The organism is Kushneria sinocarnis, from assembly GCF_003633775.1.
Taxonomy (GTDB): Bacteria; Pseudomonadota; Gammaproteobacteria; order Pseudomonadales; family Halomonadaceae; genus Kushneria; species Kushneria sinocarnis.
This window is the reverse complement of the sequence record NZ_RBIN01000006.1, coordinates 73,572-96,540: the sequence shown is the minus strand read 5'-3', so window position 1 is coordinate 96,540 and position 22,969 is coordinate 73,572. Positions and strand designations below refer to the sequence as shown.

The 22,969-nt window shown below is 63.2% G+C and carries 22 protein-coding genes; 5 read left to right on the top strand and 17 right to left on the bottom strand.

The window, feature by feature from the left end; genetic code table 11:
• Nucleotides 1-99 precede the first annotated feature (99 nt).
• A complete protein-coding gene (gene rpsA / locus C7446_RS10800; protein WP_121173125.1) occupies nucleotides 100-1,776 on the top strand; it encodes a 30S ribosomal protein S1 in 1,677 nt (558 codons plus the stop codon).
• 61 nt (nucleotides 1,777-1,837) lie between these two features.
• Here rpsA and C7446_RS10795 read toward each other — a convergent pair whose 3' ends face one another.
• From C7446_RS10795 to C7446_RS10775, 5 genes are all read right to left on the bottom strand, one after another.
• Nucleotides 1,838-2,617: an RNA methyltransferase gene (locus C7446_RS10795; RefSeq protein ID WP_121173124.1), complete on the bottom strand. Its 780-nt coding sequence runs from the start codon at nucleotides 2,615-2,617 to the stop codon at nucleotides 1,838-1,840.
• Nucleotides 2,618-2,773: 156 nt separating this feature from the next.
• Entirely contained in the window at nucleotides 2,774-4,417 is a 1,644-nt protein-coding gene (gene groL / locus C7446_RS10790; RefSeq protein WP_121173123.1) for a chaperonin GroEL, read from the bottom strand.
• Between the two features lie 74 nt (nucleotides 4,418-4,491).
• Complete coding sequence (locus C7446_RS10785) at nucleotides 4,492-4,785, bottom strand: co-chaperone GroES (RefSeq protein ID WP_070977742.1); 294 nt, start codon at nucleotides 4,783-4,785, stop codon at nucleotides 4,492-4,494.
• Between the two features lie 159 nt (nucleotides 4,786-4,944).
• The gene (locus C7446_RS10780; protein ID WP_170150063.1) at nucleotides 4,945-5,460 is read right to left on the bottom strand and encodes an FxsA family protein; all 516 of its coding nucleotides are present in this window, start codon (nucleotides 5,458-5,460) and stop codon (nucleotides 4,945-4,947) included.
• 137 nt (nucleotides 5,461-5,597) lie between these two features.
• A complete protein-coding gene (locus tag C7446_RS10775; RefSeq protein ID WP_245977816.1) occupies nucleotides 5,598-5,981 on the bottom strand; it encodes a ComEA family DNA-binding protein in 384 nt (127 codons plus the stop codon).
• Between the two features lie 63 nt (nucleotides 5,982-6,044).
• Here C7446_RS10775 and pyrF point away from each other — a divergent pair, with 63 nt between their 5' ends.
• Nucleotides 6,045-6,764 (top strand): orotidine-5'-phosphate decarboxylase, encoded by a 720-nt coding sequence (gene pyrF, locus C7446_RS10770; protein ID WP_121173120.1) that lies wholly within the window; start codon nucleotides 6,045-6,047, stop codon nucleotides 6,762-6,764.
• Nucleotides 6,765-6,782: 18 nt separating this feature from the next.
• Here pyrF and lapB read toward each other — a convergent pair whose 3' ends face one another.
• From lapB to ihfB, 3 genes are all read right to left on the bottom strand, one after another.
• A complete protein-coding gene (gene lapB / locus C7446_RS10765; protein ID WP_121173119.1) occupies nucleotides 6,783-7,970 on the bottom strand; it encodes a lipopolysaccharide assembly protein LapB in 1,188 nt (395 codons plus the stop codon).
• Complete coding sequence (locus C7446_RS10760; RefSeq protein WP_121173118.1) at nucleotides 7,971-8,276, bottom strand: lipopolysaccharide assembly protein LapA domain-containing protein; 306 nt, start codon at nucleotides 8,274-8,276, stop codon at nucleotides 7,971-7,973.
• 67 nt (nucleotides 8,277-8,343) lie between these two features.
• Nucleotides 8,344-8,640 carry an integration host factor subunit beta gene (ihfB, locus tag C7446_RS10755; protein ID WP_121173117.1) on the bottom strand — a complete coding sequence of 99 codons (297 nt, stop codon included), beginning with the start codon at nucleotides 8,638-8,640 and terminating at the stop codon, nucleotides 8,344-8,346.
• 151 nt (nucleotides 8,641-8,791) lie between these two features.
• Here ihfB and C7446_RS10750 point away from each other — a divergent pair, with 151 nt between their 5' ends.
• Both C7446_RS10750 and C7446_RS10745 read left to right on the top strand, forming a co-directional pair.
• The gene (locus tag C7446_RS10750) at nucleotides 8,792-9,067 is read left to right on the top strand and encodes an FAD assembly factor SdhE (protein WP_121173116.1); all 276 of its coding nucleotides are present in this window, start codon (nucleotides 8,792-8,794) and stop codon (nucleotides 9,065-9,067) included.
• A 2-nt stretch (nucleotides 9,068-9,069) separates the two neighbouring features.
• Complete coding sequence (locus C7446_RS10745; protein ID WP_147408753.1) at nucleotides 9,070-9,561, top strand: hypothetical protein; 492 nt, start codon at nucleotides 9,070-9,072, stop codon at nucleotides 9,559-9,561.
• Nucleotide 9,562: 1 nt separating this feature from the next.
• Here C7446_RS10745 and C7446_RS10740 read toward each other — a convergent pair whose 3' ends face one another.
• From C7446_RS10740 to C7446_RS10710, 7 genes are all read right to left on the bottom strand, one after another.
• Complete coding sequence (locus C7446_RS10740) at nucleotides 9,563-10,732, bottom strand: FUSC family protein (RefSeq protein WP_121173114.1); 1,170 nt, start codon at nucleotides 10,730-10,732, stop codon at nucleotides 9,563-9,565.
• 101 nt (nucleotides 10,733-10,833) lie between these two features.
• A complete protein-coding gene (locus tag C7446_RS10735; RefSeq protein ID WP_121173113.1) occupies nucleotides 10,834-11,826 on the bottom strand; it encodes a dipeptide ABC transporter ATP-binding protein in 993 nt (330 codons plus the stop codon).
• Nucleotides 11,823-12,914, bottom strand: coding sequence for an ABC transporter ATP-binding protein (locus C7446_RS10730; protein ID WP_121173112.1), 1,092 nt, complete (start codon nucleotides 12,912-12,914; stop codon nucleotides 11,823-11,825). Before C7446_RS10730 ends, C7446_RS10735 begins: the two co-directional genes overlap by 4 nt.
• A gap of 5 nt (nucleotides 12,915-12,919) precedes the next feature.
• On the bottom strand, nucleotides 12,920-13,840 hold the full coding sequence (locus C7446_RS10725) for an ABC transporter permease subunit (RefSeq protein WP_121173111.1): 921 nt from the start codon (nucleotides 13,838-13,840) through the stop codon (nucleotides 12,920-12,922).
• A gap of 10 nt (nucleotides 13,841-13,850) precedes the next feature.
• Nucleotides 13,851-14,864, bottom strand: a complete 1,014-nt coding sequence (locus C7446_RS10720; RefSeq protein ID WP_121173110.1) for an ABC transporter permease subunit — start codon at nucleotides 14,862-14,864, stop codon at nucleotides 13,851-13,853.
• Between the two features lie 60 nt (nucleotides 14,865-14,924).
• The gene (locus C7446_RS10715) at nucleotides 14,925-15,872 is read right to left on the bottom strand and encodes a S66 peptidase family protein (RefSeq protein ID WP_211327938.1); all 948 of its coding nucleotides are present in this window, start codon (nucleotides 15,870-15,872) and stop codon (nucleotides 14,925-14,927) included.
• A 69-nt stretch (nucleotides 15,873-15,941) separates the two neighbouring features.
• On the bottom strand, nucleotides 15,942-17,537 hold the full coding sequence (locus tag C7446_RS10710; protein WP_121173108.1) for an ABC transporter substrate-binding protein: 1,596 nt from the start codon (nucleotides 17,535-17,537) through the stop codon (nucleotides 15,942-15,944).
• Nucleotides 17,538-17,915: 378 nt separating this feature from the next.
• Here C7446_RS10710 and C7446_RS10705 point away from each other — a divergent pair, with 378 nt between their 5' ends.
• Nucleotides 17,916-18,185, top strand: coding sequence for a hypothetical protein (locus tag C7446_RS10705; protein ID WP_121173107.1), 270 nt, complete (start codon nucleotides 17,916-17,918; stop codon nucleotides 18,183-18,185).
• 11 nt (nucleotides 18,186-18,196) lie between these two features.
• Here the strand turns inward: C7446_RS10705 and C7446_RS10700 are convergent, their stop codons facing one another.
• Together C7446_RS10700 and C7446_RS10695 are read right to left on the bottom strand one after the other, a co-directional pair.
• Nucleotides 18,197-21,490: an AAA family ATPase gene (locus C7446_RS10700; RefSeq protein WP_121173106.1), complete on the bottom strand. Its 3,294-nt coding sequence runs from the start codon at nucleotides 21,488-21,490 to the stop codon at nucleotides 18,197-18,199.
• Nucleotides 21,487-22,755 carry an exonuclease SbcCD subunit D gene (locus C7446_RS10695; RefSeq protein WP_121173105.1) on the bottom strand — a complete coding sequence of 423 codons (1,269 nt, stop codon included), beginning with the start codon at nucleotides 22,753-22,755 and terminating at the stop codon, nucleotides 21,487-21,489. The genes C7446_RS10700 and C7446_RS10695 overlap by 4 nt, the downstream gene beginning before the upstream one ends.
• Nucleotides 22,756-22,969: the final 214 nt, after the last annotated feature.

Sequence of the window (22,969 nt, the reverse complement as noted above, 5' to 3'; positions counted from 1 at the left end):
GCGTTAACGTCCCCGGGGATCTGACATTGGCCCGTACTTGCTGGTGGTACGGAGAGTGCGGTCATCCGGCCGTCTACTGTTGATCACGATAGGAATCTCATGAGCGAAAGCTTTGCAGAACTGTTCGAGCAGTCCCTCCAGGACATCAATATGGAACCCGGTGCCATTGTCATGGCGACCGTGGTCGATATTGAAGGTGACTGGATTACCGTCAATGCTGGGCTGAAGTCGGAAGGGCAGATTCCGGCGTCCCAGTTCAAGGACGAGAACGGTGAGCTTACCCTTGGCGTAGGTGATGAGGTCAAGGTGGCCCTCGAAGCCGTCGAAGACGGCTTTGGCGAAACCCGGCTGTCGCGCGAAAAGGCTAAGCGCGCCGAAGCCTGGAAGGAGCTGGAAGCGGCCTTCGAGGAAGACGAAATCGTCAAGGGCGTGATCAACGGCAAGGTCAAGGGTGGCTTTACCGTCGATGTCAATTCCATCCGGGCGTTCCTGCCGGGTTCGCTGGTGGACGTGCGCCCCGTACGCGACACGACCCATCTCGAGAACAAGGAACTCGATTTCAAGGTCATCAAGCTCGATCCCAAGCGCAACAACGTGGTTGTTTCGCGCCGGGCGGTGCTTGAAGCCGAAAACAGCGCCGAGCGTGAAGCGCTGCTGGCGACGCTGCAGGAAGGCCAGCAGATCAAGGGTATCGTCAAGAACCTGACCGATTACGGCGCATTCGTCGATCTCGGTGGCGTTGACGGCCTGCTTCACATTACCGACATGGCCTGGAAGCGCATCAAGCACCCCAGCGAAATCGTGTCCGTGGGTGACGAGATCAACGTCAAGGTGCTCAAGTTCGACCGCGAGCGCAATCGCGTTTCGCTGGGGCTCAAGCAGCTGGGCGAGGATCCGTGGATCAACATCAAGGATCGCTATCCGGAAGGCATGAAGGTCGATGCCCGCGTCACCAACCTGACCGACTACGGCTGCTTCGCCGAGCTGGAAGAGGGTGTCGAGGGTCTGGTCCACGTCTCCGAAATGGACTGGACCAACAAGAACATCCACCCCTCCAAGGTGGTGCAGGTCGGTGATGACGTGCAGGTCATGGTGCTCGATATCGACGAGGAGCGTCGTCGTATTTCGCTGGGCATCAAGCAGTGCACGCCCAATCCGTGGGAAGAGTTCAGCGCGCGCTATAACAAGGGCGATCGCGTTGCCGGTACCATCAAGTCGATTACCGACTTCGGAATCTTCATCGGTCTGGAAGGCGGTATCGACGGGCTGGTGCACCTGTCCGACATCTCCTGGTCGGAAAGTGGCGAGGAAGCCGTGCGCCGCTACCGCAAGGGTGAAGAGGCCGAAGCCATCATCCTGTCGATCGATCCCGAGCGCGAGCGCATTTCGCTGGGCATCAAGCAGCTCGAAAGCGACCCGGTTTCCGAGTTCCTGGCGGTCAACGACAAGGGTTCGGTAGTGACCGGTCGGGTGACCGAAGTGGACGCTCGTGAAGCCTACGTCGAACTGGCCACCGAGGTGATCGCGGTACTGAAGGCTTCCGAAATCAGTGCTGATCGGGTCGAGGACGCGCGTGATGTGCTGAACGAAGGCGACAGTGTTGAAGCCCGCATCGTGGGCGTTGATCGCAAGAACCGCGTGATCAACCTGTCCATCAAGGCCAAGGATCAGAACGAGACTCGCCAGACCATGCGCAACATGCGCGAAGAGGAGAGCGATACCTCCGGTCCGACGACCGTGGGCGATCTGATCAAGCAGAAGCTCGGTCAGGAATAAATCCCCTTCTGCATCGAGCTGATGGCATGAAAGGCCGCTGCCCGGAGGGCAGCGGCCTTTTTCATGTCTCTTCCCGCGACTCGCCGCTCGACTCCTGTTGGCCGGTCGGGCGCTTGCCCGAGCTGCCGTTCAGGGCATTGATCACCCCACGAAGCAGTGAGAGCTCCTTGCGGCTGGGACGGGCACGCTGAAAGAAGGCCCGCAGACGATCACGGGTTTGTGCGTGCGGCTGATTGAAGAAGCCGGCGCGGGTCAGGGCTAATTCCAGGTGCTCCTGAAAGTACTGCATCTGCTGTTGGGTGGGCAGCGTGGCGTGGCGCGGGCGTGCCCGCCGAAAGCCGCTGTCGGGCTGCCGTCGCCAGGCTGTAAACAGCTCATGTGTACAGACCTGCACCGCCTGTGAGAGGTTGAGTACCGGATAGTCGGGATTGGCCGGCAGCGTGAGCTGATGCGTGCAATGGCGCAGCTCGTCGTTGGTCAGGCCGAAGCGCTCACGACCGAAGACCAGTGCCACAGGCCCCTGGTGCGCGGTTTCGACCAGCTCGCGGGCCATGACATCCGCCTCATCGAAGTGCGTCAGGGGCAGGCCACGCACCCGCGCGCTGGCGCCGATCACCTGAACGCAGTCACCTACGGCATCGCCGATGTCGTTCACTACCCTGGCAGAGTCCAGGATGTCGGTGGCACCGGCGGCCAGGCGCGTGGCCTCGTCATCCGGAAAGGCACGCGGATTGATCAGAATCAGTTCGCTCAGGCCCATGGTCTTCATGGCGCGGGCGACCGAGCCGATGTTGCCGGGATGAAAGGTCTGGATCAGAACGATGCGTATATTCTCGAGCATGGTTTTACTCGTTACGGGCTCGGTTGACGAAACGATCTCAGCGCAAGCAGTGCGGATGCCGCTGACCGACGCTGTCACTGATCAATAAAAAAGCCCCGCCGGAGCGGGGCCTTTCAGCATACCTGACGAATGGGTCAGGCGGGCAGACGGGTCGGCTTACATCATGCCACCCATGCCGCCCATGCCACCCATGTCACCGCCGCCACCGGAGGCTTCCTTCTCGTCCGGATCCTCGGCGATCATGGCTTCGGTGGTAATCATCAGGCCGCCCACGGAGCCTGCGGACTGCAGGGCACTGCGTGCTACCTTGGCCGGATCCAGTACACCCATGTCGAACAGGTCACCGAATTCACCGGTCTGGGCGTTGTAGCCGAAGTTGCCTTCGCCGTCACGCACGCGGTTGAGGATGACGGAAGCATCTTCACCGGCGTTGGTGACGATCTGACGCATCGGCGTTTCCAGAGCGCGAATGGTCAGCTGGATGCCATGAGTCTGGTCTTCGTTGTCACCCTTGAGGCCGACCAGTTTCACTGCGGCGCGTACCAGGGCAGTACCCCCACCGGGCACCACGCCTTCCTCGACGGCTGCGCGAGTGGAGTGCAGAGCGTCTTCGACGCGTGCCTTTTTCTCCTTCATCTCCACTTCGGTGGCAGCACCGACGCGGATTACGGCAACACCGCCGGCCAGCTTGGCCACACGCTCCTGGAGCTTCTCGCGATCGTAATCGGAGGAAGTGTCTTCGATCTGGGTACGGATCTGGCTGACGCGCGATTCAATGTCCGATTCCACACCGTTGCCGTCGATGACGGTAGTGTTTTCCTTGGACATGGTGATACGACGAGCGCTACCCAGATGATCCAGCGTGGTCTGCTCGAGGGTCAGGCCGACTTCTTCGGAGATTACGGTGCCACCGGTCAGGATAGCGATATCCTGCAGCATGGCCTTGCGACGATCACCGAAGCCGGGCGCCTTGGCTGCAGCAACCTTGACGATGCCGCGCATGTTGTTGACGACCAGTGTGGCCAGTGCTTCGCCTTCGATGTCCTCGGCGATGATGACCAGCGGCTTGCCTGCCTTGGCAACATTCTCCAGTACCGGGAGCAGTTCACGGATGTTGGAGATCTTCTTGTCGACCAGCAGGATGTAGGGGTCCTCGAGCTCGACCGACATGGTTTCGTTGTTGGTCACGAAATAGGGCGACAGATAGCCACGATCGAACTGCATGCCCTCGACCACTTCGAGCTCGTCCTCGAAACCGCGACCTTCGTCAACGGTGATGACGCCTTCCTTGCCGACCTTGGCCATGGCATCGGCGATGATCTGACCGATGGTGGCATCGCCATTGGCCGAGATGGTGCCGACCTGGGCAATGGCCTTGGAATCGGTGCACGGTACCGACATCTTGCGGATTTCTTCGACCGCCGCATTGATGGCGTAATCGATGCCGCGCTTGAGATCCATCGGATTCATGCCGGCGGTAACGCCCTTGAGGCCTTCATTGACAATGGACTGTGCCAGCACGGTAGCGGTGGTGGTACCGTCGCCGGCCACATCGGAAGTCTTGGAAGCGACTTCCTTGACCATCTGGGCGCCCATGTTCTCGAACTTGTCCTTCAGTTCGATTTCCTTGGCGACGGAAACACCATCCTTGGTGACGGTCGGGGCACCGAAGGACTTTTCCAGAACAACGTTGCGGCCTTTCGGGCCCAGAGTTGTCTTGACGGCATCAGCGAGCGTGTTGACACCGCGCGCCATGCGCTTGCGTGCGTCGTCGGAGAACCGGATGTTTTTAGCTGCCATTGCAGTGATTCCTTCGAAAACTGTGAACGTTTAACCCGATGGCTGAAGCACCGTTTGCAGAGTGAAACGGTCGTTCAGCCTTCCAGTACGCCGAGAATGTCGGTTTCGCTCATGATCAGGACTTCTTCGCCATCGATCTTCTGCTTTTCGACGCCGAAGCCTTCCTTGAAAATCACCTTGTCGCCGACCTGAACGTCCAGCGGGCGGACATCGCCGTTTTCCAGAATTCGACCCTTGCCAATGGCAATGACCTCGCCACGGGTCGGCTTCTCCTGGGCGTTACCCGGCAGCACGATTCCGCCTGCGGTTTTTTGCTCTTCTTCGACGCGACGAACGACAACGCGATCGTGCAAAGGACGGATTTTCATCACTCACGTTCTCCTGATGGTCCATGAAACCTGTGAGCCTCGCTCACCAGTGCTGAGAAGCCGTGCCCTCAGGCCTCAAGTACTGAAAGGCACAAGTTCAGCGTGCGAAACTTAATGCGGGCAAGTGCTTCTGTTTCAAGGGGGCAGGCGCAAATTTTTTCACTGATCGCGGTGACGTTCATGCTCTATGTAGTCACCTTCAAGCGGCTGTCCGTGAGGATCCCGAGAGGCCTGCTCATGATGGCTCTTTCCTTCATCAAAGCCCCTGTCACGGGGTTCACCGGGGCCTGCGCCGATATCCTGAAAGCGCCCGCTGAAGATACCGCTGCGCGCGGTGCGACCCAGCATGCGCCGAGTCAGCAGCCGGTTGGTCACCGGTAGCAGACAGCCCATGGCAAGCAGGTCGGTCAGGGTGCCGGGCAGCATCAGCAGCATGCCGGCAAAGATCATCGACACGCCGCGCATGACCTCGTCCGAGGAGTTCTCGCCGGCCAGAAAGCGGGCCTGTGCCTGGCGCAGGGTAGTCAGGCCCTGATGACGGATCAGCTGTACTCCGATGACAGCAGTGGCGATCATGATCAGAAAGGCGTACAGGCCGCCGATCCAGTGTCCGAGCATGAACAGGGTACTGAAATCGAACAGCAGGAATATCAGCAGCAGCAGTAGAAAAGGCATGAGAGTCGGGACTCCACTCCGAGCGATGGTCATTGCCTCATCATGGTACCGATTGTCGTGGTTCACCACCATGCCGGCATGGGCGGAATCCGATCGCAGAGGGAGGGTTCGGCCCGCCGTTCGCGGGCCGAGCAGGATCAGATGGCGGCCCTGTCGCGCAGGCCATCGACGGTAGACTCGCCGATCCCCTTGACCCGGGTCAGGCTGTCCACGCTGTCATAATTACCATGCGCCTTGCGTTCCTCGATGATATCGGCCGCCTTCTTTTCGCCGATACCGGGCAGGGCCGAAAGTTCTTCGGCACTGGCGGTATTGATGTTGATCGCTGTCGGGGCGGACTCAGCGGTGTCATCGGCTGCGGCGGGCATTGCAGGGATCAAAGCCAGAGCCATGAGAGTCATCAGGGTCGCTGCAAGCTTTTTCATACCGGTTTCCTTGTAAGGTTGGGAAGGACGACCAAGCATCGTCGATGAATGTATCGGCCAATCGATCCAATGGTTTAAATATTTCTGAATAAGCATGGTTGCATTAATGCCGGCGCCCTTCCGAGCGTATAATGCCGCCGTCTTGCTACCGGAGTGCCTATGTCTTCCCCGCTGATCGTTGCCCTGGATCACGCCCGTCTCGAAACCGTGCTGCCCCTGGTGGACGCACTCGACCCACGTCGCTGTCGACTCAAGGTGGGCAAGGAGCTGTTCACCCGCGAAGGGCCGGCTGTACTGAAGAGCCTGCATGCGCGGGGCTTCGAGGTATTTCTGGATCTCAAGTTCCACGACATCCCCAATACCGTGGCCGCTGCCGTACATGCAGCTGCCGATCAGGGCGTATGGATGGTCAATGTCCATGCCGGCGGAGGCAGGGCGATGATGAGTGCCGCCCGGGAGGTGCTCAAACGCCACGGGCTGCTGACACGTCTGATTGCCGTCACGGTGCTGACCAGCATGGATGATGCCGGGCTGGTGGAGGTGGGCGTCGATACCCCGGCCGCCGATCAGGTAATGCGTCTGGCACAGCTGACACAGGATGCCGGCCTGGCCGGGGTGGTGTGTTCGGCGCGCGAGGCTGCAGCACTGCGCGAACGCTTTGGCAGCGATTTCCTGAAGGTCACGCCCGGTATCCGTCCGGCCTTCGCCCAAACGGATGACCAGCGGCGGGTAATGACGCCTGCAGAGGCCATTCGGGCGGGCAGTACGCACCTAGTGATCGGCCGGCCGGTTACCCGCGCCAATGATCCCATGGCAGCACTGAGCGCGATCGAGACGGAACTGGCCGAAGTGGAACGGACAGGGCCCGGCGAAGGGTGAGTCGATTGCCGCGTCTGACTATTCGCCCTCGAGCCCGGTAATCGGTTTGAGTGTGCTCCAGTGGCGACAGCGCGGACACTGCCAGTAGAGCGTATCGCCTGCCAGTCCGCAGTGATGACAGCGGAATCGCGGGCGCTGTTCGAGCAGCTGCCCGGTATGCCGCTTGAGCAGGGTCAGATGATCCCGGCTGTCGTCCTCTGCCTGATCGGTATAGAGCGATGTCAGGTAGTCGATGCCGCGCAGGCTGGAGTGCTGTTCGAGCTGCTTGCCAACCAGTGCCGCGGCTGCCTCGACCCCCTGCTGGTGACGCAGCTGTTCGGCCAGCATGATCATGGCCGTAACGAAGGGCGTGCGTTCGACCTGTTCTTCCAGAAAGCTCTTCAGTCCGGGCTGATCATCGAGCAGCTCGAAAGCCTGACGGATGGGTTCGAAGATCAGGGGCGTGAAAGCGCTGTCCTGATCGCGAATGCGCTTGAGGGTGCGGATCTCATCCCGATAGCGTCCGGCGCGGTGTTCGATATCTGCCATCAGCCAGGTAGCGCGCACACACTGCTCATCGATCGACAGCGCCTGCTTGAGGCGTCGCCGGGCAGGGCCCGGGCTGCCCTGGTTGATATCGATGATGGCCAGCTCACAGAGCCAGTGCGCGGCTGCATGCTGGACCCGTTCGTCCTGCCGGATCAGCTGTGGTTGAGCGATATCGAGCGCCTGCTGCCACTCCTGCTCGCGTTCGAACAGATCGACCAGCAGGTGGCGCGCCGCCAGACGCATTTCCTGATCACCGGTACCGTCGACGACCGCCCGGGCCAGACGTTCGGCGCGGTCAAGCACGCCGAGATGAAAGAAATCGCGGGCCAGCTCGAGCTGTACCTGATCACTCTGCAGGGTGGAGAGGGCGGGGCGGGCCAGCAGGTTCTGATGGATGCGCACGGCACGATCGGCCTCGCCGCGCAGACGAAACAGATTACCCAGGGCAATATGGGTATCAATGGTTTCGCTGTTGACCTCGAGGGCCTGGGTAAAGGTCTCGATCGCCTGGTCGGGCTGCTCGTTGAGCAGGAAGTTGAGGCCGACGAAATAGTCACGTGACAGGGTGCGAGTGCCCCGGGCGTGATCGTGGCGATGACGGCGGCGCTCGCGACGGCCGAGCAGCCAGCCGATGGCGATGGCCGCCGTCAGCAGCGCCAGCAGCAGGGGATCGAACATTCAGGGCACTTCCCGAATCTCCTGAACACGCAGGCTATCGAGCTCACGCTGTTGCTGCTGATGATCACGGCGTGCGCGCATCAGTGCGGTGCGAAGTCGCAGATAGAGGCCGGACATGGCCAGCATGCCGAGCAGTACACCGGCGACCAGGGCCAGCAGCAACCAGAGGGCCAGCGATGCAGGGGGCAGCTGGGCCCAGACGACGTCGAGCGGGACCGTCTGCTGGTTGCGTACGGCAAACAGCATTCCCATGATCAGCAGAATCAGGGTGACCACGGCCAGTACAATGCCCTTGAGCCAGCGCATGGCAGGTTCCTTGTTGGTTCATGGCAGGAGCGGCAGTGTATCATTCGCCCGGCGCCGGGCGCGATGTTCAATAGCCGAGCGCGCGGCTGGCATTGACCTGCTCGCGCAGCTCCTTGCCGGGTTTGAAATGCGGCACATGCTTGCCGTCGAGTGATACCGGATCGCCGGTCTTGGGGTTGCGGCCTACCCGGGGAGCCCGGTAGTGCAGCGAGAAGCTGCCGAAACCGCGAATTTCAACCCGACCGCCGGCGGCGAGCGCGTCGGTGATATCATCGAGGATCAGCTTGACGGCGGCCTCGACCTCCCTGAGGGAGTGCGAGGATTGTGACATGGTGATCTGTTCGATCAGTTCGGATTTGGTCATCGGGTTTTCTCCATGCTGCTGCGGGCATCCCGATCGGGATTGTTATTTGATTCCAGCATAGCGATCAAGTATCGGAAAAACAACGCTCTACATTACAATGATGGGATCGTTGTCATGATCGGATCGATGAATTCAGACAGAGGTGGCTGCAATGGATGACACTGCAAGAAAGCGGCTCTACTGGCACTCCCGGCGGGGGATGTGGGAGCTGGATCTCATGCTGCTGCCGTTTTTCGAGAACTGCTTCGCGCAGCTTGATGACGCCCGCCAGCAGGCGTATGCCGACCTGCTGGCAGAGCAGGACCAGGATCTCTTCAGCTGGCTGATGCGCCGGGGACGGCCCATGGATGATGCGCTGGCTGCCATGGTGGACGAGATCATCGCGTACGCCGAGCGGACCCGGACCGCTGAAGTGCGTCCGGTATAGAGGTGGCGACTTCGTCTGAAGCGGCCGTGCCGCTGGCGCAGGCGGCGCTTCACGTGCCGCTTGAGCCCTCACGGCTGGCACTGGGGGTGCGGGCGGGATTTGGCCTGGGGTTCGGCGCCCTGCTGCTGTACCGATGGGGGCTCCCATGGAGTCTCATGGCGCTGCCGCCTCTGTTGATGGCAGTCTGGCTTTACCGTTTCTGCCCCCCGCCGGAACTGCGCTGCGTGGATGGCGAGCAGTGGGAGGCGCGCCAGCCCGACGATGGCAGCGGGGCATGGCAACCGGTCACGCTGAGCGTGCAGCGCCTGGGCGTGGGTATCATCGAGCTGGCCATCAACGGCCGGGTGCATGCGCTCTGGCCGGATAGCACCGATGCTGAAACCCGCCGTCGACTGCGACGGCTGCTGTTGCGCCAGTCGGGACATCACGCGCCGACGCCCACCCCCTGGTGGCGCCGACTGATGCAGCAGTGGCAGCGCCGTCACAACGCCTGATTCACTCCGGGGATGAGGTATCCCTGCGCTCCCGGCGTGCATGGGGATCGCCCCGGACCGCCAGCCGGCGGGCGTCGCTGACCAGATGATGCCGTCTGGCCCGTTTGCGCAGGCGCTGGCTGGGGAGGCGCTGCAGATTGGCGAGGTAGCCGACCAGCGCGCTGGCCTGGCGGGCCAGCTCGCGATTGAGCCAGAGATAGCCGCCGGGACTGAACAGGGCGCGCCCCTGTTGGCTGCGGGCGTTGAAGGCCGCCTGTGCGTGTGCATCCAGATCGAACTGGGCAATCCCGACTTCAATGGTCTGGCCGGTGCGCACCTGATAGGCCAGTGTACCCAAGTCGTGGGCAAGCTGGTGCTGGGCCTCGCGCAGGCCCGTCAGGGATTCGATGATGTCGTGCCCGTCCCGGGTCGCCCAGTGGGTTTCCAGCAGCAGCTCGACGGTCGAGATCATCCGCCTCTCCAGTGAAATCAGGCTGCCGAGTTCCCCGCGTCGCAGCCGCCCTTCACGATGGACCGCGTCAATCAGGTTGCGCTGCTGCACCAGCTGGCTGGTCACGGTCTTCATCAGCTCGCCCTGATCGCCGGCTTCCAGTCCGGGGGCACTGGTGTGGGCATGATAGAGACGGGCCAGCTTGTCGAGATTGTCCGCCAGCAGGAACCGGAACAGATCGGTGGCCTTCTGCGGCAGGATGATCATGGTCGCCAGAATCCCCACCACGGTCCCGATCAGCACATTGAAGGCGCGCCACAGCGCCACCGCGAGATCATGGTTGCCGTTGCCTACCACCATCAGCAGGGTAATGCCGAACATCAGTGCGCTATAACCGAACCGGCCGGTAAAGGTGGTGTGCAGCGCGACGGCGATGCCGGCCAGCGTCAGGGTGAGCACGGCTCCCGGTGGCGGCGCCGGAATCAGCAGGATCATGATGCCCCAGAGGCCACCGAGCAGCGTACCCAGCAGCCGCTGGCTGCCCTTGTCGATAACCCCCCCGACATGGGGCAGGTTGCCCATCACCATGAGGGTACTGACCGGCGCCCAGGTACTGTGGGGAATATCGCAGCTCAGGACGATGGCGAAGGTGACCGCCAGCGCCAGGGTGGCCCGCAGGGTGTGCAGATAGTGCCGATAGCGGTAGTTGAAAAACGGATCACGCAGACGAAACCTTGCCATGAACGGGTGCCGATTCTCCCGGTGAATGATGACGCCGCCCCGCCATCGGGCGACGTCACCATTCTAGGGGAAAACAGTGTTTTCTACCGCATCGGCGGTGGTCAGGCCGGCGTTGCAGCAGTGCTCATGATCCGCTCGGCGTGATGGCAGGCAACATCAACGCCTTCGACATCACGCAGCGGCGGCTCCTGCTGGCGGCACTGTTCGGTCGCCCACGGACAGCGGCGGTGGAAGGCGCAGCCCGGCGGCGGATCCAGTGGCGAAGGCAGTTCACCACTCAGCGCGACCCGCTGGTGCCGGGCATCCGGATCGACCGAAGGCGTGGCGGAGAGCAGGGCCCGGGTGTAGGGATGGCGCGGTGCCTCGAAGACCGCGTCGCGGCTGCCGATCTCGACCGGTCGACCGAGGTACATCACCATGATGCGGTCGGCCACATGGCGGACCACGCTCAGATCGTGCGAGATGAACAGATAGGCGAGGCCGAACTCGTCCTGCAGATCATTGAGCAGATTGAGCACCTGGGCCTGGACCGACACATCCAGTGCCGAGACGGGCTCATCCAGCACCATTACGCGCGGTTGCAGCATCAGCGCGCGCGCCACGGCAATACGCTGTCGCTGGCCGCCGGAGAACATGTGCGGATAGCGGTCGGCGGCATCCGGACGCAGCCCGACCCGTTCCATCATGTCGCGGGCCTGACGGCGGCGCTCCGCACGGGAAAGATCGGTATTGATGACCAGCGGTTCTTCCAGGATGGTACTGATGGTCTTGCGGGGATTGAGCGAGCCATAGGGGTTCTGAAAGACCATCTGCACCTCGCGGCGCAGCGCGCGCAGCTGAGTCCGGTCGGGGTGAGTGGCATCGCGCCCGCACAGGGTCAGACGACCGCTGGCGGGCTGTTCGATCAGGGTCAGCATGCGTGCCAGGGTCGACTTGCCACAGCCCGATTCGCCGACCACCGCCAGCGTCTGTCCGGCCTCCAGCGTGAAGCTGACACCCTGCACGGCACGCAGATGGGCGGTATGAAACGGACCCTGGCGTACCGTGTAGGTCTGTACCAGCTGCTCGGCCTGCATCAGTTGTTCAACACTCATGAGCGGGCTCCCGTGTCACGGTCGGCAGACACATCAGTCTCCAGTGGATGAAAGCAGCGTGCCTGATGCTGATCGGCATGGCCGGTAGTTGCCCGAGGGTCGTCGGCCTCTCCCATGGTCAAGAGTTCGGGACGCTGCTGGCGGCAGTCCTCCCGGGCGAAGCGGCAGCGCGGGTTGAACAGGCAGCCGGTCGGGCGGTCCCCGATGCCGGGCACCACACCGGGGATGGTAGGCAGGCGCGCCTGACCGGGATGGCGCTCGGGCAGGGCATCGAGCAGGGCGCCGGTATAGGGGTGGCGTGGGCGGTGAAAGACCTCGCCGGCACGACCGGTCTCGACCAGCTGGCCGGCGTACATCACCGAGATCCGCTCGGCGGCTTCGGCGACCACCCCCATGTCATGGGTGATCAGGATCATGGCCATGCCCCGTTCCTGCTGCAGCTGCAGCAGCAGCTCGAGAATCTGCGCCTGGATGGTGACATCCAGCGCCGTGGTGGGTTCGTCGGCAATCAGCAGCCGGGGGTTGCAGGCGATCGCGATGGCGATCATGACGCGCTGGTTCATGCCGCCCGAGAGCTGGTGGGGATAATCGCCCAGCCGTTTTCGCGGTGCGGGGATACCCACCCGGTCGAGCAGCTCGACGGCGCGCTCGCGCCGCTGTCGCCGACGTCCCCCTTCGTGCACCTTCAGGGTTTCATCGATCTGATAGCCGATGGTAAAGCTCGGGTTGAGGCTGGTGGCCGGCTCCTGAAAGATCATGGCGATATCGTTGCCGGTCAGCCTGCGTCGCGCCCGATCGGGAAGGGTCAGCATGTCGTGGTCGGCAAAGGCGAAACGCTCCGCCTCGATGGTGGCATTGAAGGGCAGCAGCCCCATCATCGCCAGCATGGTGACACTCTTGCCCGAGCCCGATTCACCGACCACGCCGAGTACCTCGCCCTCGTTGAGCGTCATGTCGATATCACTGACCGCCGGAAAGATGCCGTTGCGGGTCTGAAAGGAGACGCTCAGACGGCGGATATCCAGCAGTGCCCGGCTGCTCCGAAGCGGATCGGTGCCGGCTGTCGAGGTGGTAATGGTAGACGTCATCGGGTTCACCGCTTGAGTCGGGGATCGAGGGCATCACGCAGCCCGTCGCCCATGATGTTGAAAGCCAGCACCGTGATCAGGATGGCAAGCCCCGGGAAGGTCACGACCCACCAGGCATCGAGGACATACTGCCGGGCGTTGGCCAGCATGCTGCCCCATTCGGGCGTGGGGGGCTGCGCGCCCAGACCCAGAAAGCCCAGCGCCGCGGCATCGAGCACGGCGTTGGAGAAACTCAGGGTGGCCTGCACGATCAGGGGAGCCAGACAGTTGGGCAGGATGACCACGAACATCAGCCGCAGCGGCCCGGCGCCTGCCAGCCGGGAAGCAACCACGTAGTCGCGATTGCGTTCGGTAATGACCGACCCGCGGGTCAGGCGCACATAGTGCGGCAGGTAGACAATGGCGATGGCCAGCATCGCATTGAACAGCCCCGGCCCCAGCACGGCCACGACCACCACGGCCAGCAGCAGACTGGGAATCGACAGCATGATGTCCATCAGGCGCATGATGGTGGTATCCACCCAGCCGCGGACATAGCCGGCAATCAGCCCCAGCAGCACGCCGATGACCAGCGACAGGGTGACCACGATGACGCCGATCATCATGGAGAGCCGGGCGCCATACAGGATGCGGGACAGCACGTCACGGCCGACATCATCGGTGCCCAGCGGAAAGCTCAGCGAGCCGCCTGCCTGCCAGAAGGGAGGCTGCAGGACATGCTCGCGGAACTGCTCGACCGGTGTATGAGGGGCGATGACCCCGGCCAGCAGCGCCAGCACAATGATGAGTGCGATGATGATCAGGCCCGCCAGCGCGGCCCGGTTTTCGCAGAAATCGTTCCACACCTCGCGCAGCGGGTGCGGCGCGGGCGGGATCTCCGAGGTGGTCGGGTTATCCGGCGAGGTCTGTGCATTTGCCTGGGTCATGGGAGTTGCCTCACTCGGCCTGATGACGGATACGAGGGTTGATCAGGCCATAGAGCAGATCAACGACGAGATTGACGATCATCACCATGGTGGCGATCAGCAGAATGCCGCCCTGCAGGGCCGGATAATCCCGGCGGCTGACGGAGTCGATCAGCCACTTGCCGATGCCCGGCCAGGAGAAGATGGTTTCGGTGAGGATGGCCCCGGCAAACAGCAGCCCGATCTGCAGACCGATGACCGTGGTCACCGGAATCATGGCATTGCGCAGGGCGTGAACGGCAATGATGCGCCAGGGGGCCAGCCCCTTGGCCCGGGCGGTGCGGATGTAATCCTCGCCCAGCACTTCGAGAATCGAGGAGCGGGTCATGCGGGCAATCACCGCCAGCGGGATGGTGCCCAGACAGACCGCCGGCAGGATCAGGTGTCGAACAGCATCCATGAAGGCACCCGGCGCATCGGAGAGCAGAGTATCGATCAGCATGAAATGGGTCGGGGTGTCGATCCAGAACGAGGAGGAAAGACGCCCTGAAACCGGTGTCCAGCCGAGGATGCCGGAGAACAGGATGATCAGCAGCAGCCCCCACCAGAAGATCGGCATCGAATAGCCGGTCAGGGCCGTGCCCATCACCCCGTGGTCGATGATCGAACCACGCTTGATGCCGGCGATGACGCCCAGTGGAATCCCCAGCCCGATGGCGAAGATCAGGGCGCAGACCGACAGCTCCAGGGTGGCCGGAAAGCGTGACATGAATTCGCTCAGAATGGCGTTGTGGGTGACCAGTGACTGGCCCAGGTCGCCGTGCATCAGGCGCCACAGGAAATCCAGGTACTGCTGCCAGAGCGGTCGGTCCAGCCCCAGCTGGGCCATCATCTGGGCATGACGTTCGGGAGAGAGCCCCCGTTCACCGGCCATGATGGCGACCGGATCGCCGGGAATCATGTGGACCAGGGCGAAGGTGATGATCGTGACCCCGAGAAAGGTCGGCACGATCATCAGCAGTTTGCGAAACAGGAAATTCAGCATGCCGGAATCCGCCGCATGAAAATGAACAGGAAAGGCCGATGGCCTCGGGCCGGGTGGGCATCACTCATGAGCAGTCCCATTGTCGGCCGACCAGCACAGACCCTCGGCCGAGAGCGTGGCCGGGCGGCCATAGGGCCAGGCGTGATTGTCGGCGCCATGACCGATGGGGGCATCGGCATACAGGGCGATTCCCAGTGGCTCCAGCCACTCGCGGAAGATGGCCTCGAGCGATGATGGCCCGTTAGCCAGCTGGCAGCGCTCGAAGCTGCCCAGACAGACCGCCTGCAGCTGCTCGGTATCGAGACTGTTCAGCAACTGGTAGAAGCTGCGCTCGAGGCGGTATTCCGCCTCACCGACATCCTCCAGCAGCAGGATGCCCGGCCGCTCGAGTGTCAGCGCCGCCGGCGTACCGGCAATGCTGGCCAGGGTGGTCAGGTTGCCGCCGACCAGCATCCCTTCGAGCGGGGTCTTCGGCCCGGCTACATGTCGCAGCGCCCAGCCGCCGGGCTCGCCGGCCAGTACCGGTGCCAGCGAAGCGAGCGAGCGTGCACGCTGCCGGTTGGCATCGGGGCTGTTGCAGTCGAGTACCGCTTCGGTAGCCACCGGAGCGTGGATGGCGGGTCGGCCATGTCGGCGAAAGGCTTCCAGCAGCACGGTGATGTCCGAATAGCCGATCAGCGGGGCCTGGCCAATGCGCGACCAGTCGATGCCCCGGAGCAGCTGGGCACTGCCATAACCGCCCCGCAGACACCATACGGCCTGCACTCCGGGATGTTGCCAGGCGGCATGCAGATCCTCGAGTCGAGCGCTGGCGGTACCGGCCAGATAGCGGTGACGCGCCAGTGCCCGTGGCATCAGTTCACAGGAGAGGCCGGCCTGGTGCAGGGCCTCTACGGTGGCCTGTGCCCTGTCCGTATCCACGGCGCCTGCCGGGGCGAGCAGTGACAGGGTGCCGTCGGGCAGACTGGTCAGGGCGGTAATGAAAAGCTGGGTCATTCGGGTGCTCATGATGGGCTGTCCGGTGTGACGCCCGTTCGTCATGCCGGCTTGTGGCCGGCATGACGGGATCGACGCGTATCAGTCCTTCAGGTCGACGCCATAGAAATCATGGCTGCCCGTGGGCTGGATGGTATAGCCCGTGACACTGCTGCTCATGGGCATGTAGACCACCGAGTGCGCGATGGGCATCCAGGGCAGTTGGTCGCGGAAGATCGACTGGGCCTTCTCGTACAGCTGGATGCGCTGATCGCGATCATTGATGCTCTGTGCCTCGGTGACCACCTTGTCGTAGGGCTCGTAGCACCATTTGGCGTAGTTGGAGCCGTCCTTGGCCGCGTCACAGGAGAGCAGGGTGGCGAGGAAGTTATCGGGATCGCCGTTATCCCCGGTCCAGCCCATGAGGCCGGTCTGCGCCTCGCCCTCCTTGAGTCGGCGCAGGTATTCACCCCACTCGTAGGAGACGATCTTCGCGTCCACCCCGATCTTCTGCCAGTCGGCCTGGATCATTTCTGCCATGCGGCGGGCGTTGGGATTGTAGGGGCGCTGCACCGGCATGGCCCAGATATCGGTGCTCAGGTCGCTGACCCCGGCCTCCTCGAGCAGCGCCCTTGCCTTTTCCGGGTCATAAGGGATCGGCTGGGTCGACTCGTCATAGCTCCAGATGGTTGGGGGGATCGGATTGTTGGCGACCGTACCGGCCCCCTTGTAGATGGAGTCGATGATCGCCTGGCGATTGACCGCCATGGAGAGCGCCTGGCGAACTTCCGGCTTGTCGAACGGAGCCTCGGTAGTGTTGAAGAACAGGTAGCCGGTGTTGAGCCCCGGCGCGGACTTCATGGTGATGTCCTGATTGTTCTTCAGCTCACCGAGATCGGCCGGATTGGGATAGGCCATGATCTGACACTCATTGGCCTTGAGCTTCTGCAGTCGCACCGAAGCGTCCGGAGTGATCGAGAATACCAGCCGGTCCAGAGGCGCCTTGCCGCGCCAGTAATCGGGGTTGGCGCGATAACGGATATAGGCATCCTGCTGATAGCCGGCGAATTCGAACGGGCCGGTACCGATCGGCTGCTGATTCATCTGCTCGGGATTGCCGGCTTCCATCAGCTGATCGGCGTACTCCTTCGACAGGATCGAGGCGAAATCCATCGCCATGTCGGCCAGAAACGGTGCCGAAGAGCGGGTCAGGTGAAACTTCACCGTGTAGTCATCGACCTTTTCGATGTGGTCGATCAGGTCGGGGAGCCCCATGCCGGCGAAGTACTCGTAACTGCCGTTGATATCATGCCAGGGGTGATCCGCATCGAGCTGTCGATTGAAGGAGTAGAGCACGTCATCGGCATTGAACTCGCGCGATGGCGTGAAGTAGTCGGTACTCTGGAACTTCACGCCGTGACGCAGATGAAAGGTGACCGTCCTGCCGTCGTTGGAGACCTCCCAGGATTCGGCCAGGCTGGGCTGCAGTTCGGTGGTGCCGGGCTTGAAGTCGACCAGTCGGTTGTAGATGGTCTGGGAGGAGGCGTCGAAGGTGGTGCCGGTGGTGTAGTGCTGCGGATTGAAGCCTTCCGGGCTGCCTTCCGAGCAGTAGGTCAGCATCTTGGCCTGGGCAGTGCCGGCAGTGGCCAGCATCACGGCGCCGGCCAGCGCCAGGCGGGAAAATCCTGTATTGGTCATTAACGATACCCTGTTGTTGTCGGGTGTTGTCATTATGTACTGGCCGCTCAGGGATCAGGCCTGTGCAGTGCAGCGGTCGGTCAAAGCTATGGTGTCGGTTGCTGGCTTGTCAATGTCGACGCCGGACAAGCCACGGGGAGCTGTACGAAAGTAGTGTCACAAAAGGGCCGGGCGATCAGCCCGGTGTATCACTGCCACACCTTCGGATAACTGCGTTTCAGAGGGTTTTACCGCCCGGAATGCAAACAATGTCTAATAAATGCTGCCCGCCGGGATCGTGCTGTACAAGTATTGTAAGGGCGACGGCGGCGCTCTAGACTCGTGATGAACGATGGAAAAAGACAATAACCGGTCAAGGCCGTTCAGGAGATTCCTGTCATGAGCATATCCCCCATCGAGGCCTCGATCCGCGAGGATGGCCTGATCGAACTCTGCTGTACCCGATGTCAGCCGGTGCGCAGCGAGCGTTACTTCAACTGGCACCATTTTTTCAGTTTCACTGTTGCTCGCCTGCCGGATGACGGGCACTACGTCTGCTGCCGACGCTGTGGTGCCGGTAATGCCGTTCATGCCCGCATGCCCGTGATCGATCCAGCCGTGCTGACGCCGATCGCGCACGAAACTGTTTCCCCGGGGCGCCCCGTCTAGCGACGCCCCGCTCAGAAGCGGCCGCAGGTGACCGTGCTGGTGCCATTGCCGCGTGGCGTCACGCGCACCTGGACCGGAATGCGCTCATGCATCTCGTGGACATGAGAGATGACGCCGACCTGGCGCCCCTGGGCCTGGAGTCCATCCAGCGTATCCATGGCCTGTGCCAGTGACGCGGCATCAAGACTGCCGAATCCTTCATCGATGAACAGGGTGCCGATGGCCAGGCGGTCCGAGGCCATCGAGGCCAGCCCAAGCGCCAGCGCCAGCGACACCAGAAAGGTCTCGCCGCCCGAGAGCGAGTGCACCGAGCGCTGTTCGTCACCCATGTCAGTATCGATCACCAGCAGTCCCAGCAGACTGCCTCCCCGTCGCAGCCGGTAGCGGCGCGCTAGGCTCGCCAGATGCCGATTGGCGTGTTCCAGCAGGCGCTCGAGATTCCATCCCTGGGCGATCCGGCGGAAGGCCCTGCCGTCGGCGGAGCCGATCAGCGCCGAGATGCGTCCATGGCGCTGGTAGCGTGCACGTGCTTCATGAAGTTCGGCGGCGAGGGCGGCGGCTTCCCGGCGACGCCGATCATCCTCCCCCAGTGCCTGCAGATCGCCGTCACGCTGCTGCTGGAGCGCTGTCAGCCGGGTCTGCAGCGCGTCGATGAGCTCATCCAGCCGCTGTCTTTCGCCATCGAGCATGCCGCGCCAGGCGGTGGGGTCCGGATGGTCCGGATCATCCACCAGTTCCCGGCCGATGGGATCGCGTCGATGGTGGGCCAGGATCCCGAAGCGTTCACGGCGCAGAACATCACTGTCATTGCGCTGCTGCTCGATGGTGGATAGCTGCTCCTGCCAGTGCGCCACGGTGGCAGCCGGCAGCTGCAGCAGTTCCTCGAGTAGCGGCTCGTCGATGTCCGGATGGTGTTCGCGCCAGTCCGCGACGTGCTGACGGTGCAAGGCCAGCGACTGCTGCAGTGCCTCGATGCGGGTGTTCAGGCGATCGAGCTGCTGCTCCAGTTCGGTGACCGTCCGGCGGTGACGATCCCGCTGGTCGCGCGCCGTTTCAACGGCCTGCTGCTGGCGGGTCAGGGCCTCGTCCAGGCGCTGACGGCGGGCCGCCGCGCTGGCATCCTGGGCAAGTGCCTCGACCAGACTTGCGCGCAGCTGATCGGCTTCCTGCTGGCGGGGGGCGAGTTGCCTGCTCAGCTCGTCGCGCTGTTCGCGAAGCTGAGCAAGTGCGCTCTCACGTCGTTCGATCTCCACGCCCAGCCGGGTCACCGACTGCTCAAGCGGCAGGCGTTCACGGCGATCCCGTTCAAACGCCTCCAGCGTCTGCTGATGTGCCTGCTCCTGCGCACGGGCCTTCTCCAGCCACCGGATGAGCTGGTGTTGCGCCTGTTCGGTGTCCTGTTCGAGCAGGCGGGCACCATCCTGTCGCGATGCCAGCGGCGCCCGGCAGGCTTCGTTTTCCCGCTCCACGGCGTCCAGTGTTTCCTGCATGCCCGTCAGTCGTGAGGCCAGGGCATGAGCGGCCTCGCTGCAGTCGCGCTCGCCGGTTTCGGCCTCTGTCAGGGCGCGCGCCGCTTCCTCGAGCTGACGGTCTTCCTCCGCCCGGGTGCGTTCGAGCTGTGCCTCGGCAGAGTGGGCGGGTGGCTGATCACGCCAGGGGTGCTGGTAGCTGCCGCATACCGGGCAGGGCGTCTCGGGGGTCAGCTGATCACGCAGCCGCTCGACCACCGCCGAGCGTGCATCGCGCAGCCGGGTAATGCTGGTCTCGAGCATGCGATAGCGTTCTGCCTGCTGCTCGCGCTGCTGGCGTGCCTCCCGGGTCTGCGCCTGCAACCGCTCAAGACGGGTCTCGGCCTCGCCAATCGCCTCCCGGGTACGCTGATGACGGGCATGGCAGTCCGCCCACTGCTGCCACTGTCGTTCCAGCTGTTCCAGCGACAGCACCCGCTCCCGGGCCTCATGGGCTGCCCCCTGCAGCTGCCGGCGATGCTCGCCGTCATCGAGCGTGCCGGGCAGGCGCTGGCGCAGGGCATCAAGCTGTTGCTGTTGCGTGGTGCGCTGCTGAGACAGCTCTTCGAGCTCATGATCCAGTGTGCCAATGCGCTCTTCGAGGGTGGTGTGCTGCTGCTGCTCGTGCCGGATCGTGTCCTGCAGATGATCGAGCCGCTGCTCCTGCTCGAACAGCCGGTCCAGTGCCGGTTGCGCGCTCTGTCGCGCTTCCCGGGCTGCCTGAAGGGCCTGCTCCTGCTGCTGCAGGGCCGATTCCGTCTGTTGCTGATGCTCGAGTGCCCGGCTCAGCCGTTCGCGACTGTCACCGTGCTGATGCTCGAGTTCGTCGAGCTGGCGTGACTGCCGGGCAATGCTCTCGAAGTCATGGCGGACCTGGCTCAGCAGTTGCCACTGGGCAACCCGCTGACGGGTTTCGGTCATGGCCTGCCAGCGCTGGTCGGCGTCGTCGTAATGGCGCTGGGCCTCCTGCCAGCGCTGCTCGAGACGCTTGTCCTCGACGAGCCACTGGCGGCGCTGTTGCCGGCTCTCGAGCTGTTGCTGATGTTCGTCGAGCAGCGCGCTGCTGCGCTCGACGGCCGCCTCGAGCGCCCGGCGCTGCTCGGCATCGGCCGGTGGCGCGCTGTCGAGCCGGGCTTCCAGACGCTCGACTTCACCGCGCGCCGTTGCGGTGCGCTGGTGGGCGGCGATCGAGAGTCGGGAGTAGAGGGCGGTATCGGTGAGACGCTCGAGCAGTTCGCTGCGGGTATTGTCATCCGCCTTGAGAAAGGCGCTGAACTCGCTCTGGGCCAGCAGTACGGCGCGGGTGAACTGGGTAAAGCTCAGTCCCAGACGCTCGCTGATCTGTTGTTCGAATTCGCGCTTGTTGTCTGCCAGCACCCTGCCATCGGCGATCCGGCTGAGCTGCTGGTCGGCGGACTGCAGCCGGCCATCCGCGCGCTGACGGGCACGACGCACCGACCAGCGGGCACGGTAGTGCTCACCATCGCAGCCCTCGAAATCGACTTCGGCAAAGCCGCTGCTCTCACCGCGGCGCAGCAGGGTGCGTGGATCAGCCGTGGTGAGCTGATCACTGCCGACATCCGGCGTGGTGGAGGCCTTCGAAGGGGCCTGACGCAGTCTGGGGGTATTGCCGTAGAGTGCCAGGCAGAGCGCATCGAGCAGGGTGCTCTTGCCGGCGCCGGTCGGCCCGGTGATGGCAAACAGGTTGTGGCCGGCCAGTGCTCCCTCGGTCAGTTCAACACAGTGGTGCCCCTGCAGGGAGGCAATGTTCTCGAGCCGAATGGTCAGGATTCTCATGGCGACTCGCTGCCTTCGGGATGGTCGAGCACGGCCTGATACAGCGCATCGAAATCCGCCAGCGTACGCTCATCCGGGGGCGCGTCGTGCTGCTGCTGCCAGGTCTCGCAAAACAGGGTGCGCGGATCGGGCGCACCGTGTGCCAGGTAGCGGGTGTCCGGCTGATCGGCCGCCGTCCGTTCGATATGGATGCACATCAGTCGCGCTGCACGAGTGCTCAGGGCCCGTTCGATGCGGGCACGCAGATCGACGCAGGGGGCCTCGAGGCGCACCCGCACCTCCAGCCAGGGCCACTGTTCACGGTGTGCGGCATGCTCGGCTGCGGGTTCCATGGCCTCAAGCGCCGTCAGTACTTCTTCCAGCGGTGCCGGGCCGACGCGTCTGAGCTCGACGAAGTGAGGGATCGGCAGACTCCGGCGTTCGACCAGCCGAGGACCGCTCAGGGTGATTTCGACCACCTGATGCGGATAGTGCCGTTCACTGAAATCGAGCGGGATCGGTGAGCCGGCATAACGAATGTGCTCACCGCCGATCTGCTGAGGGCGATGCAGATGGCCCAGGGCGACGTAGCTCGGCGTCTCCCCGAACAGGCTGATCGGCAGTGACTCCTCGCCGCCGATTACGATCGGTCGCTCGGAGTGCTCCGAGACGGTGGCGCCGTGCATGTGGGCATGGCTCATGACCACCAGCGCCTGGTTCGGCTGAAGCTCGTTTTCGGCCGTGGCGATCAGTTCGCGGTGAATGCGGCTGATGCCGTCGATATAGGCGTGTCCCGACTCGGTCACTGCGCTGTCGTCGGTGACCGGCGCGCGGGCGCTGATTTCCGAAGGGCGCAGGAAGGGAATGGCCAGACAGTGGGCCGCCGTGTGCCCCTCGGCGTCTTCCAGCGGGATCAGCAACCGGTCACTGTCCGGCGTATTGTCATCGAACCAGTGCAGGCGGCCGATGGCATGGGTGCGCAGTCGTGTCAGCAGCGGTGCCGGCAGTTCGATGCGGGCGCCGCTGTCGTGGTTGCCGGCGATCATCACGATGGTCAGGCGCGGCAGGGCCTCGTGCGCGCGCACGAGGAAGTCGTACAACAGTGACTGGGCAGTCAGCGACGGGTTGACCACATCAAAGATATCGCCCGCAATCAGCAGGGCATCGGGGCGGCGTTCGCTCAGCGTCTCGAGCAGCCAGTCGAGGAAACGACGATGTTCGTACTCGCGGGACTGATTGTGCAACTGCTGGCCGAGATGCCAGTCGGCGGTATGAATCAGTTTCATTTCGGGTCAGTCAGGGGGCCGGAGCGCTATGGTACAGGGATGAATCGATACCGGCATCGGCAGTCGGTCATCGCCGATACGCCAGTGTTGGCTATCATGGCATGGATGACAAAAAGACCACGAAGTGTAACTGCCGCTGTTGCCGAGGGCTGCGATGATCGGCTTGATTCGACGAAAGTGGCGTATCGTGACGCTGGCGTCCGATGCGATCGGT

Excerpts from the sequence above, each read along its gene's own strand:
- C7446_RS10730 (WP_121173112.1), bottom strand. The coding sequence starts at position 12,914 with ATGACGTCTACCATTACCACCTCGACAGCCGGCACCGATCCGCTTCGG.
- C7446_RS10750 (WP_121173116.1), top strand. The coding sequence starts at position 8,792 with ATGGATGACACTGCAAGAAAGCGGCTCTACTGGCACTCCCGGCGGGGG.
- rpsA (WP_121173125.1), top strand. The coding sequence starts at position 100 with ATGAGCGAAAGCTTTGCAGAACTGTTCGAGCAGTCCCTCCAGGACATC.
- C7446_RS10695 (WP_121173105.1), bottom strand. The coding sequence starts at position 22,755 with ATGAAACTGATTCATACCGCCGACTGGCATCTCGGCCAGCAGTTGCAC.
- C7446_RS10700 (WP_121173106.1), bottom strand. The coding sequence starts at position 21,490 with ATGAGAATCCTGACCATTCGGCTCGAGAACATTGCCTCCCTGCAGGGG.
- groL (WP_121173123.1), bottom strand. The coding sequence starts at position 4,417 with ATGGCAGCTAAAAACATCCGGTTCTCCGACGACGCACGCAAGCGCATG.
- C7446_RS10760 (WP_121173118.1), bottom strand. The coding sequence starts at position 8,276 with ATGCGCTGGCTCAAGGGCATTGTACTGGCCGTGGTCACCCTGATTCTG.
- C7446_RS10775 (WP_245977816.1), bottom strand. The coding sequence starts at position 5,981 with ATGCTTATTCAGAAATATTTAAACCATTGGATCGATTGGCCGATACAT.
- pyrF (WP_121173120.1), top strand. The coding sequence starts at position 6,045 with ATGTCTTCCCCGCTGATCGTTGCCCTGGATCACGCCCGTCTCGAAACC.
- C7446_RS10795 (WP_121173124.1), bottom strand. The coding sequence starts at position 2,617 with ATGCTCGAGAATATACGCATCGTTCTGATCCAGACCTTTCATCCCGGC.
- C7446_RS10735 (WP_121173113.1), bottom strand. The coding sequence starts at position 11,826 with ATGAGTGTTGAACAACTGATGCAGGCCGAGCAGCTGGTACAGACCTAC.
- C7446_RS10720 (WP_121173110.1), bottom strand. The coding sequence starts at position 14,864 with ATGCTGAATTTCCTGTTTCGCAAACTGCTGATGATCGTGCCGACCTTT.
- C7446_RS10715 (WP_211327938.1), bottom strand. The coding sequence starts at position 15,872 with ATGAGCACCCGAATGACCCAGCTTTTCATTACCGCCCTGACCAGTCTG.
- lapB (WP_121173119.1), bottom strand. The coding sequence starts at position 7,970 with ATGTTCGATCCCCTGCTGCTGGCGCTGCTGACGGCGGCCATCGCCATC.
- ihfB (WP_121173117.1), bottom strand. The coding sequence starts at position 8,640 with ATGACCAAATCCGAACTGATCGAACAGATCACCATGTCACAATCCTCG.
- C7446_RS10710 (WP_121173108.1), bottom strand. The coding sequence starts at position 17,537 with ATGACCAATACAGGATTTTCCCGCCTGGCGCTGGCCGGCGCCGTGATG.
- C7446_RS10705 (WP_121173107.1), top strand. The coding sequence starts at position 17,916 with ATGAGCATATCCCCCATCGAGGCCTCGATCCGCGAGGATGGCCTGATC.
- C7446_RS10740 (WP_121173114.1), bottom strand. The coding sequence starts at position 10,732 with ATGGCAAGGTTTCGTCTGCGTGATCCGTTTTTCAACTACCGCTATCGG.
- C7446_RS10780 (WP_170150063.1), bottom strand. The coding sequence starts at position 5,460 with ATGCCTTTTCTACTGCTGCTGCTGATATTCCTGCTGTTCGATTTCAGT.
- C7446_RS10785 (WP_070977742.1), bottom strand. The coding sequence starts at position 4,785 with ATGAAAATCCGTCCTTTGCACGATCGCGTTGTCGTTCGTCGCGTCGAA.
- C7446_RS10725 (WP_121173111.1), bottom strand. The coding sequence starts at position 13,840 with ATGACCCAGGCAAATGCACAGACCTCGCCGGATAACCCGACCACCTCG.